The sequence below is a fragment of the Agromyces capsici genome, assembly GCF_058349965.1.
The window spans coordinates 2,787,001-2,801,119 of sequence record NZ_JBYRET010000001.1; the positions used below are offsets into that span (position 1 = coordinate 2,787,001).

Annotated in this window: 14 protein-coding genes; 10 read left to right on the top strand and 4 right to left on the bottom strand. The window is 74.5% G+C overall.

The genetic code is table 11. From position 1 onward, the window contains the following. Positions 1-34 precede the first annotated feature (34 nt). The 3 genes from AC3RKB_RS12955 (at position 35) to AC3RKB_RS12965 (ending at position 4,675) form a co-directional block, all read left to right on the top strand. A complete protein-coding gene (locus tag AC3RKB_RS12955) occupies positions 35-1,426 on the top strand; it encodes an MFS transporter (RefSeq protein WP_491436553.1) in 1,392 nt (463 codons plus the stop codon). A gap of 145 nt (positions 1,427-1,571) precedes the next feature. Continuing rightward, positions 1,572-3,272: an NAD(P)/FAD-dependent oxidoreductase gene (locus AC3RKB_RS12960; protein WP_491436554.1), complete on the top strand. Its 1,701-nt coding sequence runs from the start codon at positions 1,572-1,574 to the stop codon at positions 3,270-3,272. Further along, entirely contained in the window at positions 3,269-4,675 is a 1,407-nt protein-coding gene (locus AC3RKB_RS12965) for an adenylate/guanylate cyclase domain-containing protein (protein WP_491436555.1), read from the top strand. Before AC3RKB_RS12960 ends, AC3RKB_RS12965 begins: the two co-directional genes overlap by 4 nt. 9 nt (positions 4,676-4,684) lie before the next feature. Here the strand turns inward: AC3RKB_RS12965 and AC3RKB_RS12970 are convergent, their stop codons facing one another. Both AC3RKB_RS12970 and AC3RKB_RS12975 read right to left on the bottom strand, forming a co-directional pair. Further along, a complete protein-coding gene (locus tag AC3RKB_RS12970; RefSeq protein WP_491436556.1) occupies positions 4,685-5,578 on the bottom strand; it encodes an HhH-GPD family protein in 894 nt (297 codons plus the stop codon). Positions 5,579-5,695: 117 nt separating this feature from the next. Next, the gene (locus tag AC3RKB_RS12975; protein ID WP_491436557.1) at positions 5,696-7,192 is read right to left on the bottom strand and encodes an HNH endonuclease signature motif containing protein; all 1,497 of its coding nucleotides are present in this window, start codon (positions 7,190-7,192) and stop codon (positions 5,696-5,698) included. Positions 7,193-7,299: 107 nt separating this feature from the next. Here AC3RKB_RS12975 and AC3RKB_RS12980 point away from each other — a divergent pair, with 107 nt between their 5' ends. Beyond that, the gene (locus AC3RKB_RS12980) at positions 7,300-7,902 is read left to right on the top strand and encodes a nucleoside/nucleotide kinase family protein (RefSeq protein WP_491436558.1); all 603 of its coding nucleotides are present in this window, start codon (positions 7,300-7,302) and stop codon (positions 7,900-7,902) included. Position 7,903: 1 nt separating this feature from the next. Here AC3RKB_RS12980 and AC3RKB_RS12985 read toward each other — a convergent pair whose 3' ends face one another. Next, positions 7,904-8,908, bottom strand: a complete 1,005-nt coding sequence (locus AC3RKB_RS12985) for a ketopantoate reductase family protein (RefSeq protein WP_491436559.1) — start codon at positions 8,906-8,908, stop codon at positions 7,904-7,906. A gap of 57 nt (positions 8,909-8,965) precedes the next feature. Here AC3RKB_RS12985 and truB point away from each other — a divergent pair, with 57 nt between their 5' ends. From truB to AC3RKB_RS13005, 4 genes are read left to right on the top strand one after another with little or no spacing between them, the layout of a single operon-like run. Further along, positions 8,966-9,871, top strand: a complete 906-nt coding sequence (gene truB, locus AC3RKB_RS12990) for a tRNA pseudouridine(55) synthase TruB (RefSeq protein WP_491436560.1) — start codon at positions 8,966-8,968, stop codon at positions 9,869-9,871. Next, positions 9,868-10,236: a hypothetical protein gene (locus tag AC3RKB_RS12995; protein WP_491436561.1), complete on the top strand. Its 369-nt coding sequence runs from the start codon at positions 9,868-9,870 to the stop codon at positions 10,234-10,236. The genes truB and AC3RKB_RS12995 overlap by 4 nt, the downstream gene beginning before the upstream one ends. A 26-nt stretch (positions 10,237-10,262) precedes the next feature. Next, on the top strand, positions 10,263-10,724 hold the full coding sequence (locus AC3RKB_RS13000; RefSeq protein ID WP_491436562.1) for a hypothetical protein: 462 nt from the start codon (positions 10,263-10,265) through the stop codon (positions 10,722-10,724). Next, positions 10,721-11,650, top strand: a complete 930-nt coding sequence (locus AC3RKB_RS13005) for a bifunctional riboflavin kinase/FAD synthetase (protein WP_491436563.1) — start codon at positions 10,721-10,723, stop codon at positions 11,648-11,650. Before AC3RKB_RS13000 ends, AC3RKB_RS13005 begins: the two co-directional genes overlap by 4 nt. A gap of 12 nt (positions 11,651-11,662) precedes the next feature. Here AC3RKB_RS13005 and AC3RKB_RS13010 read toward each other — a convergent pair whose 3' ends face one another. Beyond that, a complete protein-coding gene (locus tag AC3RKB_RS13010) occupies positions 11,663-12,358 on the bottom strand; it encodes a hypothetical protein (RefSeq protein ID WP_491436564.1) in 696 nt (231 codons plus the stop codon). A gap of 22 nt (positions 12,359-12,380) precedes the next feature. Between AC3RKB_RS13010 and AC3RKB_RS13015 the strand changes: the two genes are divergently transcribed. Together AC3RKB_RS13015 and AC3RKB_RS13020 are read left to right on the top strand one after the other, a co-directional pair. Beyond that, a complete protein-coding gene (locus AC3RKB_RS13015; RefSeq protein WP_491436565.1) occupies positions 12,381-13,592 on the top strand; it encodes an MFS transporter in 1,212 nt (403 codons plus the stop codon). 51 nt (positions 13,593-13,643) lie between these two features. Beyond that, positions 13,644-14,030, top strand: a complete 387-nt coding sequence (locus AC3RKB_RS13020; protein ID WP_491436566.1) for a hypothetical protein — start codon at positions 13,644-13,646, stop codon at positions 14,028-14,030. Positions 14,031-14,119 lie beyond the last annotated feature (89 nt).

Below are 14,119 nucleotides of genomic sequence, written 5' to 3' on the forward strand. Positions count from 1 at the left end.
CCCCTACGTCGAATTCCATGCAAAGGAGCATCGAATGACCCAGGCACCCGTCCGGGAGACGACCGCGACCCCCGAGACCTCGGGTCTCCGCCGCGTCGTCACCGCGTCGATGGCCGGCACCGTCGTCGAGTGGTACGAGTTCTTCCTCTACGCCTCGGCCGCCACCCTCGTGTTCGGCACGGTCTTCTTCCCGCCCTCCGACGACCCGTACGCCGGCATCATCGCCGCGTTCCTGACCTACGCGGTCGGCTTCATCGCCCGGCCGCTGGGCGGCATCGTCTTCGGCCACCTCGGCGACAAGTACGGGCGCAAGAAGCTGCTGCAGTTCAGCATCATCCTGATCGGCGTCGCGACCTTCCTCATCGGCTGCCTGCCGACCTACGCGCAGGTCGGCCTGCTGGCGCCGGCGCTGCTCGTGCTCCTGCGGTTCCTGCAGGGCTTCGCGCTCGGCGGCGAGTGGGGCGGTGCCGTGCTGCTCGTGGCCGAGCACAGCCCGTCCAAGAGCCGCGGCTTCTGGGCGAGCTGGCCGCAGGCGGCGGTCCCCGTCGGCAACCTGCTCGCGACGCTCGTGCTGTTCGTGCTCTCGTCGACGCTCTCCGACGAGGCGTTCCTCGGCTGGGGCTGGCGCGTGGCGTTCTGGCTCTCGGCGGTGATCGTGCTCATCGGCTGGTACATCCGCACCAAGGTGACCGATGCGCCCATCTTCCTCGAGATGCAGGCGGAGCGGGAGACGGCCAAGGCCACGAGCTACGGCGTGCTCGAGGTCATCAAGCGCTACCCCCGCGGCGTCGTCACCGCGATGGGCCTCCGCGTGGCCGAGAACATCCTGTACTACGTGGTCGTCACGTTCTCGATCGTCTACCTCACCCAGGTCGTGCAGGAGGGCACCGCCAACACGCTGCTCATCCTCGTGGCCGCGCACGCGGTGCACTTCGCGGTGATCCCGATCGCCGGCCGGCTCTCCGACCGCTTCGGGCGCAAGCCCGTGTACGCGGCCGGCGCGATCCTCGGCGCGACGTGGGGGTTCTTCGCCTTCCCGCTGATGAACACCGCGAACCCGTTCGTGATCTGGCTGGCGATCGCCCTGGGGCTCGTCTTCCACGCGCTGATGTACGCGGCCCAGCCGGCGATCATGGCCGAGATGTTCCCTACCCGCATGCGCTACTCGGGCGTCTCGCTCGGCTACCAGGTCACCTCGATCTTCGCGGGCTCGCTCGCGCCGATCATCGCCACGAGCCTGCTCGGCCAGTTCGGATCGAGCGTGCCGATCGCGATCTACGTCGCGATCGCCTGCGCGATCACGCTGGTCGCGGTCGCGGCGGCGCGCGAGACCCGAGGGCTCGACCTCCGCGCCGTCGATGAGGCCGACCGCGAGCGCACCGCGTCGACGGCGACGGCGACGGCGGGCGCGACGACCGCCGGCTGACCACCGCGGCGCGAAGGATGTCCCGGGGGCGACCCCGGGACATCCCTTCGCCGGTCGACGGCCCGGCGGCCCGCCTGCCCGCCCGCCCGGGGTACTGTGTCCCTGAGCGGCGGGGGAGCCCGCGTCCCGCCGGGGAGGAGTGGGCATGTCGAGCGCGCCGCCGCCGGTGATCCTCGTCGTCGAGCACGACGCCGACGCGCGCGAGGCGATCGTCGCAGAGCTCGCGCGGAGGTACGGCGCCGACTATCGCATCGACCAGGCGGCCGACGAGCACGACGCCGCTCGGCGCGTCGAGGCGCTGGCCGCGTCGGGCGGGCTCCTCGCGCTCGTGCTCGCGGACCGTGCGGGCGACCTCGACGGCCGGTCGGTGTTCGCGGTCGCGCGGCACGCGTTCCCCGACGTCCGCCGCGGGCGCCTCATCGAATGGGGCCAATGGGGCGATGCGGCCGTGCGCGAGGAGATCCTCGCCCTCATGGCCGCGGGCGAGCTGGAGTACTACGTCATCCGGCCATGGCATTCGCCCGACGAGTACTTCCACCGCACGATCACCGAGTTCCTGCTCGACTGGGAGCGCTCGATCGGCCTGCGCCCCCGCGAGGTCGCGGTCGTCGGGCGCGAGGGCCTGCCCCGCACGCACGAGATCCGCAGCCTGCTCGCGCGGGGCGGCGTGCCGCACGAGTGGTTCGATCCGGGGTCGGATGCCGCGCGCGAACGCCTCGCCCGGGCCGGGATCAGCGACGTGCCCGACGAGCCGATCGTGCTGCTGCTCGACGGACGCGCGCTGCGCGACCCCGACAACGCGACGCTCGCCGCCGCGTACGGGCTGACGACGGCGTTCGACAGCGCCGACGTGGCCGACGTCGTGGTCGTCGGCGCCGGCCCGGGCGGGCTCGCCGCGGCGGTGTACGCCGCCTCCGAGGGGCTCGACGTGCTCGTGATCGAGCGCGAGTCGATCGGAGGTCAGGCGGGTTCGAGCTCGCTGATCCGGAACTACCTCGGCTTCGCGCGGGGGATCTCGGGGTCGGAGCTCGCCCAGCGTGCGTACCAGCAGGCATGGGTGTTCGGGGCGCGATTCGCGCACGCTCGCGAGGTCACGGGCATCGAGCGGCGCGACGACGGGTTCGTCGTGCGCGTCGCGCCCGACGACGAGGTGCGATGCCGATCGGTCGTGCTCGCCACGGGCGTGTCCTACCGGCGCATCGACGTGCCCGAGCTCGAGGCGCTCGAGGGCGCCGGCGTGTTCTACGGCGCCTCGGCGATCGAGGCGCAGGGCATGGCGGGCAAGCCCGTGTTCGTGGTCGGCGGCGGCAACTCGGCCGGACAGGCCGCACTGCACCTCGCGCGGTACGCGTCATCCGTCACCCTGCTGGTGCGCGGTGCGGGCCTGGCCGAGAGCATGTCGCAGTACCTCATCGCGCAGCTCCACGCCCAGGGCGTGGTCGTCCGCACGGGCGCCGAGGTGGTCGGCGGCGGCGGCGAGGTGTCGCTCGAGCACATCCTCATCCGCGACCGGGGCACGGGCGAGGTGACCGACGAGGCGTGTCGCGGGCTGTTCGTGCTGATCGGCGCGTCACCGCGCACCGACTGGCTTCCGCCCGAGATCCTGCGCGACCGGTGGGGGTACGTGCTCACGGGACCGCTCATGATGGAGGGGGGCGGTCGTGCGACGTGGCCGCTCGACCGCGAGCCGTTCCCGCACGAGACGAGCGTGCCCGGCGTGTTCGCGGTGGGCGACGCGAGGCGCGAGTCGGTCAAGCGTGTGGCGTCGGCGGTGGGCGAGGGCTCGGTCGTGGTCTCGTCCGTCCACAAGCACCTCGCCGAGACGGAGCCCGGGGCACCCCGATGAGCGCGATCGCGCCGGGGACGGGGCCGGTGGCACCGCCGCCGGCGCGTGGGGCCGTCGCGCTCACGGTCGCCGCGCTCGCGATGCCGGTCATCGGGCTCGTGCTCCTGATCGTCCAGCCGGCGCTCGACCTCGAGTGGGAGCACCAGCCGACGCATTTCTGGCTGGTGCTCGCTGTCGGGGCGATCAACGCGGCGCTCGCCTGGGCGGTCGGAGCGGCCGCCCGCTTGCGGCGCGACGCACGGCTGGTGCTCGTGTCGCTGTCCTTCCTCGCCGCCGCGGGCTTCCTCGCCCTGCATGCGCTGGCCACGCCGGGCGTGCTGCTGGCCGAGAGCAACACCGGCTTCGCGCTCGCGACGCCGGCGGGCCTGACGGTCGCCGCGGTGTTCGCGGCATGGTCGAGCCTCGACCTCGGCGGTGAACGGGGCGCCCGGGTCGTGCGGCTGGCACCCTGGCTCGTCGGCGGACTGATCGGGCTCATGCTCCTGTGGGGGCTCGTGTCGCTGCTGCGCCTCGGCCCGCTCGACGCGCCGGCGCCGCCCGAGCGCACGACCGTGCCGTTCGCGGTGCTCGCGACGATCGGGCTGGCGTGCTACGCGTTCGCGGTCGTCCGGTACCTGCGGATGCCCCGGCACGCCGCCTCGCCCCTGCCGCTCGCGTTCGCCGCCGCGTTCACGCTCCTCGCCGAGGCCGAGATCGCGGTCGTCGTGGGCCGCAACTGGCACCTGTCGTGGTGGGAGTGGCACGTGCTCATGCTCGCGGCGTTCGTGATCATCGCGGTCGCGGCGCAGCGATCGTGGCGCGAGGAGCGCTGGGCCGGCCTCTACACGCGCGACACGGCTGCCGGCGAACGCGACCTCTCGGTGCTGTTCGCCGACCTCGCGGGCTTCACGCGGTTCTCGGAGTCGCACGAGCCGGCCGAGGTGACCGCGATGCTCAACACGTACTTCACCGACGCGATCCCGCCGCTCGTGGAGCGCTTCGGCGGCCGCATCGACCGGCTGATCGGCGACGCGGTCATGGCGGTCTTCGAGACGGATGCCGCCTCGAACGCCTCGCACGCGCGCCGCGCCGCGGGTGCGGCCCTGGCGTTGCAGCAGGCCACGGCCGCCGTCGCGGCCGCGCACCCGGACTGGCCGCGATTCCGCGTGGGCGTGAACTCCGGGCGTGCCAACGTCGGGATCCTCGGCACGGGCGGCGGCCGGACCTACACCGTGATCGGCGACACCGTGAACGTCGCGTCGCGGCTCGAGCATCGCGCCCCGGTCGGCGGCGTCGCGATCGCGGCGGCGACGCGCGACCGGCTCGGTGCGGCGGCGATCACCGAGCCGCTGGGCGCGCTCGAGGTCGCGGGGCGCGCGGCGCCGGTCGAGGCGCACCTGCTGGTCGGCCTCGCGGGCGCGTGAGCGGGGGCGCTACGCGTCGGGCAGTGCGTAGCCCTCGGCCGTCGAGACGGCGAGCCCGTCGGCGACGAGCCCGTCGAGTGCGCGCGTCAGCCGCGCGTCGTCCGGGAGGACGCGCGCCAGCTCCGGCCGCGGCACAGGGCGGTGCGTCGCGCGGAGCTCGCGCATGACCACTCCGCGCGCCTGGCGGTCGCTGCCCTCGAACCGGGCCTGGCGGGCTCGGCGCGGACCGTCGTAGTCGGGGTACCCGGCCGCACGCCATGCGCACAGGCCCGCGATCGGGCAGGCGTCGCAGCGCGGTGCGCGCGCGGTGCAGACCGTCGCACCGAGCTCCATCGCACCCGCGTTGAACCGGTGCGCGGCGTCGCGATCCTCCGGGAGCAGCGCCGCCATCGCGGCGAGGTCGCGCGCCGTTGCCGGCGGCCCGGCCTGCGCGGTCCCGTCGACGGCGCGCGCGATGACCCGGCGCGTGTTGGTGTCGACGACGGGGTGCCGGTCGCCGAACGCGAAGGCGGCGATCGCCCTCGCGGTGTAGGGCCCGATGCCCTGCAGGGCGAGGAGCGCATCGAGGTCGCGGGGGACCTCGCCGCCGTGCCGCTCGACGATCTCGGTCGCCGCGCGGTGCAGCCAGAGCGCGCGGCGCGGGTAGCCGAGCCGGTCCCACGCGCGCACCGCCTCGGCGGGAGGCTCGGCCGCGAGGGCGGCGGGCGTCGGCCAGCGCCGCACCCAGTCCTCCCACCGGGGCTGCACCCGGGCGACCTGCGTCTGCTGCAGCATGAATTCGCTGACCAGCACCGCCCACGGCGACACGTCGGCCGCGCGCCACGGCAGCGGGCGCGCCGCATCGGCGAACCACGCGACGACCGGCGGCGCGATCCGGTGGCGTGCGTCGTCGTGCAGCGGCATCCGCCCAGCCTATTCGGCGTGCGTGAAGGCTGGAGGGCGGGTGTCCGGAGAACGGTGCCAGGGGCCGAGCGCCGGGCCCGAGGGTCAGGGGCACGATGACGCGTGCGCGTATCGACGTCAGAACGGCGGCGAGGCGTCGGCGGTGGCGTCGGCCGTGAGGTCTGCGGTGGCTTCGGTCGTGACGTCGGCGGTGATGCCGCTCGCCACGTCACATCCCGGTGGTTCACCGTTCCGAGGTCCTCGGGGTCGTCGGGGTCGCCGGGGTGGCGGAGCCGCCCGTGCCGGGATCGGGATACCGGGTTCGGTGGTGTGGGTGCGACCGGCCGGTGAACGCCATTCGAGCGTGCCGTCTCCGAGGTGTCGCACGGTCCATGTGGTCTCGTGCTTGAGGTGATGGTGCGGCGGGCAGACGCTGGCGAGGTTGTCGGATGCGGTGGTGCCGCCATGGGCCCAGTCCTGGGTGTGGTCGAGGTCGGTTCGGGCGGCGGCCCGGTTGCAGCCGGGGAACCGGCAGGTCTGGTCGCGTACGCGCAGCCATCGGGTCAGGTCGGCGGGTGGCCGGTACACCGTGCGGTCGACGTCGAGCACGGTGCCGCTGACCGGATGGGTGAGCAGCCTGGTGAATGAGGGCGCCTGCGCGGCGAGTTCGCGGGCGGTGTCGGGATCGATGGGCCCGTACCCGTCGAGTTCGCCAGGGGCGTCGTCGCCGAGCAGGGTGAGCACGGGCACCGTCACGTGCACGGTGGGCCGGATCGTGGCGGCGGCGACGTGGAACGCCTCGCCGACCGGGGGCACGCCGTACAGCAGCAGGTCGCGGGCGACATCGGCGCGGACCTGGTCGGGCGTGCGCGGATCGGTACCGGCCCGACGGGCCTGGGTCGTCCGGGCGCCGGTCGCGTCGTCGCCCGCCGGGCGTGGCGGATCGGCTGCGTCGGCGGCGATGCGACCGATGCGGTCGTGGATCAGCAGCGCGTCGCCCGCGGCGAGGTGCACGTGCAGCCAGGCCATGCCGTCGCGGGCGGGTTCGAGCTCGATCCGACGTTCGGCGCGGGCGGCCGCATGCCGCTCGGCGAGCGTTTCGGCCTGCGCGACCTCGCGGAGCCGGCGAGCCACGCGCCGCAGGCCGGCCGCCGTCAGCGTCTCGGCCCTGCCGGCGAGGTCGTCGTCGAGCCGGCCGAGCGCCGCAGCATCGAGGTCGGTGGTCTCGTCGATGATCACCCGCGCGTGGGCTTCGTCGAGCCGACCGGATCGGAGCGCGGCGAGCGTGGCCGGCAACCGGTTCGCCAGGGCCCAGGCGTCGGACACCCACCGCATCATGGTGCCTTCCGGCACCCGCAACGCGGTCGCGAGCTCGGCGATCACCGCGCGCCGCGCCAGCTCGCGCCGCCCCGCGGACGGGGCGGACGGCGAGGTGAACGCGTCCGCGTTGCCCATCGCGCACGCCACGGCCAGGTTGAGCACATCGACCCGCACGGCCGCCTGCATCGCCTCGATCCGCCGCGCCTGCACCGCCGCGTCGACCAGCCCGCCCAGTGCCTCCTCCGCCCTCGCGGACGGCGACCACGCGGGCACGTCATCGACGGTCGCAGGACGCTCGGCGGTCGCGGTGGTCATGCCCCGATCCTACCGAGATTCGAACGTATGTTCGAGTCCTGTGGAGAACTTCGCCGCGTCCGGAATGCCCCGTCGACCCGAACCCCGCTCCGGCCTACGCTCTGAGCATGCGACTGGTCACGACCCCGCGCACGACCTTCCTCCGCGAGGTGGCCGACGAACTGCTCACGCACACCGGGCGGGGCCGCGTCATCGTGGCGATCGACGGCCCGGTGCGCAGCGGCAAGACGCAGCTGGGCGACGACCTCGCCGACGTGCTGCGCGAGCGCGACCTCGACGTGTTCCGCGCGAGCGTCGAGGACTTCCACCGCTCGCGCGAGGCGCAGGCCGACTACGGTCCCGACACGCCCGCCCGCTACTACGGCTACGGCATCGACGAGTCGGTCCTGAGGCGCACGCTCGTCGAGCCGTTCCGGATGGCGGGCTCGACGGCGTTCGTGACGCGCGCGTTCGACCTCGTCCGCGACGCCTGGGTCGAGCCGAAATGGCGCACGGGCCCGGCCGACGCCGTCCTCGTGCTCGACGGCCGCTTCCTGCTGCGCGACCGGCTGCGCGAGCTCTGGGACTTCGCGATCACGGTCGACGGCGACCCGCTCGACGCGGCCGACCGGGTCGCCTACGCGGCATCCGACCCGCGCGATCATGCCGCGATCGTCGTCGACCTCGCCGATCCCGAGCATCCGCGCCGCGGCACTGTCGGCACCGCCTGAGTCAGCGGGTCCGGTCCTCGAGCACCTCGAGCACCCGCTCCGCCGGCAGGTGCGCGCCCGTGCGCTCGACCTCGTGGACGAGCGCGACGAGGGCGCGGTTGACGGGTGCGGCCAGCCCCGCGGCATCCGCTTCGCGCACGACCGCGCCGTTGAGGAAGTCGATCTCGGTCGGCTGGCCGCGACGCAGGCTCTGCTGCGTCGAGCCGAGGTTCGGCACGTTCCCCATCCGCACGCGCATCGACCACGGCAGGAGCTGGCCGAGCCCGAGCGGCAGGCGCGCGAACCAGCGCAGCCGCCGGTCGCCCAGGCCCTGCAACGATCCGAACCGGACGCCGCGGGCCACGCCCACGCGCACCGTCTCGCGCATCGACGCCGCCACCACCCGGCGCAGCCGGCGGTCGTCCACGACCTCCTGCACGCTCCGCCCGACGATCGCGGGGACCGCGTTGAGCATGTTCACGACGAGCTTGGTCCACTGCGCGCCGCGGAAGTCCGCGATCGCGACGACCGGCACCGCCCCCGAGAGCAGCCCGGCGATGCGACGCACCTCCTCGTCGGGCTCGCCGTCGCCTCGGCCGAGGTAGCTCGCGGCCGTCGTCGTCACCCGCACGGCGCCGTGCTCGGTGTAGTTCGCGGCGATGATCGAGAGCATCCCCATGCACGACGAGCGGGGGAGGATCCGCTCGGCGGTGGCGACCCCGTCGAGGCCGTTCTGCACGACGACCACCGGAACCCCGTCGATCACGGCGGCGTTCGCGGTGAGGGCGTCCGCGGCATCCTGCGCCTTGGTGCACACGAGCACGAGGTCGGGGCGCACGCCCAGGCGCTCGCCGACGGCCGGCCGCACGTGCGCCTCGCCGTATCCGCCCGAGAGCCGGATGCCGTCGGCCCGGATCGCCTCGAGCCCCGCCCCGCGCGCCGTGACCTCGACATCGTGGCCCGCGCGTGCGAGCAGTGCGGCGAACGTGCCGCCGAGCGCGCCCGCGCCGATGATCCCGATCCTCACCGCACCAGCGTAGGACGACGGACGGCGCCGTCCGCTCGCGCTGTTAGCCTGTACGGCGTGAACAGCGGCATCCTCCTCGTCGACAAGCCGCAGGGGATGACCAGCCACGACGTCGTCGCGCGCATCCGCCGTCTCGCGGGCACGCGCAAGGTCGGCCACGCGGGCACCCTCGATCCCATGGCCACCGGCCTGCTCCTGATCGGCGTCGAGTCGTCCACCCGGCTGCTGCACCACCTCGTCGGCCTCGACAAGGAGTACCTCGCGACCGTGCGGCTCGGCTGGGGCACGACGACCGACGATGCCGAGGGCGAACCGCTCGCCGCCGCCCCCGCCGACGCGGTCGCGTCGATCGGCCGCGATCAGGTCGCCGAGCGGATGGTGCGGCTCACGGGCGTCATCGAGCAGGTGCCGAGTGCGGTGAGCGCCGTCAAGGTCGACGGCAAGCGCGCGTACCAGCGGGTCCGCGACGGCGAGGCCGTCGAGCTCGCCGCCCGCACGGTCACGGTCTCGGCGTTCGACCTCCTCGACCTGCGACATGGCGACGGATGGCTCGACCTCGACGTGCGCGTCGCGTGCTCGTCGGGCACGTACGTGCGGGCGCTCGCGCGCGACCTCGGCGCTGACCTCGGCGTCGGCGGCCACCTCACGGCACTGCGCCGCACCCGGATCGGCCGCTTCGACGTCGCCGAGGCCGGCGCGCTCGACGGGCTCGACGTGGCGGCCGCGCGGCTCGGTCCCGCCGAGGCCGCGCGCCGGGCGCTTCCGGCCGTCGAGGTCGACGCCGACGCCGTGCGGGACCTGCGGCACGGCAAGCGCGTCGACGCGCCCGCCGACGCGGCCGAGGCCGCCGCGGGCACGCCCCTGGCCGCGATCGGGCCGGGTGACGTGCTCGTCGCGATCGTCGAGCGGCGCGGCCCCCAGCTCAAGGTCGTCACCGGGTTCCCCGCGGAGGAGGGCGCATGATCGAGTGGTTCGCGTGGACGCAGGTCGCGGTCGCCGTCGTCGCCGGGCTGCTCTGCATCGTGCTGGGCCTCGCCGGCCGCGTGCCGAACGACCTCGTGCTCGGCTCGCTCGCGCTCGTCGAGCTGCTGCTCGTCGGCCAGGTCGTCGTCGCGCTGATCGCGCCGGTGGTCGGCAACCCGCCGACCGGCAGCCTGCTGGAGTTCTGGGTCTACCTCGTCAGCGCGGTGCTGCTGCCGCCGGCCGCGGCGTTCTGGGCGCTCGTCGACCGCGGGCGCTGGGCGACCGTGGTGTGCGGCGTCGCTGCGCTCGCCGTCGCGGTCATGGTCTACCGGATGTTCCAGATCTGGACGGTGCAGCAGGCGTGATGCGGCTTCTGGGAGAATCGACGGACATGAGCACGCCCACCACCGAACCGACCCGTGCGACGCGTCCCGGGCGCCTGAGCGGCGTCGGCCGCGTGCTCGTCGCCGTCTACGGGGTGCTCGCGCTCGCCGCGACGGGGCGCTCGATCGTCCAGATCGTGGAGAAGTTCGACGAGGCGCCGCTGGCGTACTCGCTGTCGGCACTCGCGGCCGTCGTCTACATCGTCGCGACGATCGCCCTCGTGCGCCCGGGCCGCACGTGGTACCGCATCGCGTGGGCCACCATCGTGTTCGAGTTCACCGGCGTCGTCGTGATCGGCGCGCTCAGCGTCATCCGTCCCGACCTGTTCCCGCACGACACCGTGTGGTCGGGCTTCGGCCGAGGCTACCTGTTCATCCCGCTCGTGCTGCCGCTGCTCGGCATGTGGTGGCTCGCCCGGCACCGGCCCGCCGAGGCCGGCGCCGTCGATGCGTCGGAGGACCCCGCGTGAGGACCTTCACGGGGATCGAGGCGGTCCCGGCCGGCTACGGTCCCTCCGCCGTGACGATCGGCAAGTTCGATGGCGTGCACCAGGGGCATCGTGCCGTCATCGCGAAGCTCCGCGAGATCGCCGAGGCGCGCCGGCTCGAGGCGGTCGCGATCACCTTCGACCGGCATCCCGCCGCGTTCCACGCGCCCGACCGGTGCCCGCCGCAGCTGGTGAGCACGCGGCAGAAGCTCGAGCTGCTCGCCACGACCGGCCTCGACGCGACCGTGCTGCTGCACTACGACGCGGGCCTGGCCTCGAACACCGCCGACGCGTTCGTGCGCCGCTACCTCGTCGAGGCGCTCGGCGCGCGCGTCCTGCTCGTCGGCCACGACTTCCGCTACGGGGCCGGCAACGAGGGCGACGTCGACCTGCTGCGGCGCCAGGGCAAGGAGCTCGGCTTCGAGGTCGTCGTCGTCGAGGACGTGGTGCCCGAGGGCGGCCGCCGCGTGTCCTCCACGTGGATCCGCGAACTGCTCGACGCCGGCGACGTCGAGCACGCCGCACGGCTGCTCGGCCACGTGCCGACCGTGAGCGGGCTCGTCGTGCACGGCGCCAAACGGGGCCGCGAGCTCGGCTACCCGACGGCCAACCTCGCGCCCGACGCCGACGGCTTCATCCCCGGCGACGGCGTCTACGCGGGGTGGCTCGTCGACGGCGGCGTCCGGTACCCGGCCGCGATCTCGGTCGGGAACAACCCGACGTTCGAGGGCGTGCCGCGCAAGCAGGTCGAGGCGTACGTGCTCGACCGCGACCTCGACCTGTACGACCACGTCGTGGGCGTCGAGTTCGCGAGCCGGATCCGCGGCATGGAGAAGTTCGACGGCATCGGACCGCTCATCGCCCAGATGGGCCGCGACGTCGAGCGGGCGCGCGAGCTCGTCGGCTGAGGCGGGCGAGGTTCAGGCGCGCGGCGCCTCGCCCTGCGCATCGCCGCGCGCGTCGGCCGGCCCCGGCGGGTGCGGCGCGACGGTGCCGATCCCGGTGAGGAAGCGCAGCAGGCCCGCCGCGGTGTCGACGAGCGGGCTGCCGTGCCCGAACTCCCATCCGGCGTCGGTCGCCCGGAGCGCGTGCCCGGAGATGACCGCGCGGATCTCGGTGGGCGCCGCTGCGGCGCGGCGCAGCGCCACGGCTCCCGAGGCGACGGGCGACATCGGCACGTCGACCGATGCGGCGTCGCCGACGAGCAGCGCGGCCACGACCACGTCATCGAGCTCGGCCACCCCGGTCGGGCGCTCGCGCCCGCGGACCGCCAGCGCCCTCGCCTCGATCGCGTCGGCGGCCGCGGCCGGTCCGGGAAGTTGCGCCAGCTCGGCGAGGCGGCGCGCCTCGCCGCCCCGGACGAGCCGCTCGGCCGCGTCGAGCGCGCGTCGCGTGCGCGAACGGTCGAAGCCGTGCACCAGCTCGGCGACGACGTCGGCCACGCGCCATCCGGCTCGCGCGCTCGGCGTGGTCCAGAGCTCGTCGCCGCCCGCGCGCAGCACGCGCGCGAGGCCCGCCAGCACGTCGGCCGTCTCGGCGCGGCGGTCGGCCGTGACGCCCGACTCGTCGACGTCGGACCGGCGGCTGAGCGGCAGGTAGCGGGAGAGGTCGGCCACGCGACCAGCCTAGACTTCGCACGTGACGACCGAGCCCGCCCGCCCGCTCCGGGCCGGACGGACGCTCGCGCTCCTCGGCATCGTGCTCGTCGCGTTCACCCTGCGCACGGCGGTGGCCTCGCTCTCGCCGATCCTCGACCGGGTCGAACAGGAGATCCCGCTCTCGACCGCGCTCGTGGGCCTGCTCGGCATGCTGCCGCCGCTCTGCTACGCGGTGTTCGGCATCCTGACCCCGGTCGTCTCGCGCCGGGTCGGGCTCGAGCCGCTGCTCGTGGGCGCGCTCGTCGTGCTGTCCGCCGGACTCGCCGGTCGCGGGCTCGCCCCGACGGCGGGGTGGCTGCTCGCGGCCAGCGCGCTCACGTTCGCGGCCGTCGGCGTCGGCAACGTGCTGCTGCCCCCGCTCGTGAAGCGCTACTTCCCCGACCGGGTGGGGCAGCTCACGAGCCTGTACGTGACGGCCCTCTCGGTGAGCACCTTCCTGCCGCCGCTCGTCGCGGTGCCGGTCGCGGAGGCCGCCGGGTGGCGCGCGTCGCTCGCGATGTGGGCGGTGTTCGCGGTGCTCGCGCTCGTGCCGTGGGCGGCACTTCTGCTGCATCCGCGGCGCACCGATCCGGCCGAGCTGCCCGAGGAGGCCGAGCCCGGCCTGCTGCGCCGGGCCGTACGCTCGCCGCTGGCCTGGTCGCTCGCGATCGTGTTCTCCGTGCCCGGATTCAATGCCTACGCGCTCTTCGCGTGGCTCCCCGCGATGCTCGCCGACACGGCGGGCACCCCGCCGGCCGAGGCGGGCGCCCTGCTGGCGCTCTACGCGGCGGTGGGGCTGCCCGCCGCGCTCGTCGTGCCGGTCATCGCCGAGCGCTACGGCCGCATCCGCACGCTCATCGCCGTCGGCGTGGTCTCGCTCGTGCTCGGCTACCTCGGGCTGCTGCTCGCACCGGGCACGGCCACGTGGCTCTGGGTCGCGCTCGCGGGCACGGGCCCGCTGCTGTTCCCGCTCTCGCTCGTGCTCGTGAACCTGCGCACGAGGACGCACGCCGGGGCGGTCGCGCTCAGCGGGTTCACCCAGTCGTCGGGATACCTCATCGTCGCGGCGGCGCCGCTGGCGGTCGGCCTGCTGCACGAGTGGACCGGCGGATGGACGGCGCCGCTGCTGCTCCTGCTCGCCTCGGCGGTCCCCGCCGCGATCGCCGGGATGGTCGTGGCCCGCCCCGCGTACCTCGAGGACGGCCGGCGCTGAGCGGCATCCCGGCCCTGTCGCGCTGCGCGTCGCGGCCGTAGACTGCGCGCCATGGAGGGCGTGCTGGTGCTCGCCGAGCAGGCGGCCGGATCGGGCGGACCGAACCTCTGGGGTGCGCTGGGCTGCGCCCTCGCCTACGCCGCGGCACTCTTCGCGACGGTCGACGCGTTCGCCGACCTGCTGCTGACCCCCGGCGACACGCCGGACGGACGGCTCAGCCCCGCGCTCCGGCTGAAGGCGGGCTCGAAGATCTCGGCGGGCGGGATCGCCGCGGTGTCGGCCGGGATCGTGCTCGCGCTCGACGAGAACTGGTTCGCGTTCACCGCGCTCACGATCGCGTTCGTCGTGCTCGTCGGGCTGAGCGCCCTCGTGCTGGTGCGCCAGCGTGCGCTCGTCGCGCGGTGGGCGGCGGCGCAGGGCGAGCGGCCCGTCGCCTGACCGGATGGGCCCCGGCAGGGTCGCGCACCGGTGCGCGGTGGGCCTCGCAATTGCTCATATGAGCAGAAGTCCCCGCGCATGTTGCCGCT

Bases quoted from the DNA above. Each gene is read 5' to 3' on its own strand.
- AC3RKB_RS12970 (WP_491436556.1), bottom strand. From the start codon at position 5,578: ATGCCGCTGCACGACGACGCACGCCACCGGATCGCGCCGCCGGTCGTC.
- AC3RKB_RS12995 (WP_491436561.1), top strand. From the start codon at position 9,868: ATGATCGAGTGGTTCGCGTGGACGCAGGTCGCGGTCGCCGTCGTCGCC.
- AC3RKB_RS12965 (WP_491436555.1), top strand. From the start codon at position 3,269: ATGAGCGCGATCGCGCCGGGGACGGGGCCGGTGGCACCGCCGCCGGCG.
- AC3RKB_RS12980 (WP_491436558.1), top strand. From the start codon at position 7,300: ATGCGACTGGTCACGACCCCGCGCACGACCTTCCTCCGCGAGGTGGCC.
- AC3RKB_RS12975 (WP_491436557.1), bottom strand. From the start codon at position 7,192: ATGACCACCGCGACCGCCGAGCGTCCTGCGACCGTCGATGACGTGCCC.
- AC3RKB_RS13020 (WP_491436566.1), top strand. From the start codon at position 13,644: ATGGAGGGCGTGCTGGTGCTCGCCGAGCAGGCGGCCGGATCGGGCGGA.
- AC3RKB_RS12955 (WP_491436553.1), top strand. From the start codon at position 35: ATGACCCAGGCACCCGTCCGGGAGACGACCGCGACCCCCGAGACCTCG.
- AC3RKB_RS13000 (WP_491436562.1), top strand. From the start codon at position 10,263: ATGAGCACGCCCACCACCGAACCGACCCGTGCGACGCGTCCCGGGCGC.
- AC3RKB_RS12960 (WP_491436554.1), top strand. From the start codon at position 1,572: ATGTCGAGCGCGCCGCCGCCGGTGATCCTCGTCGTCGAGCACGACGCC.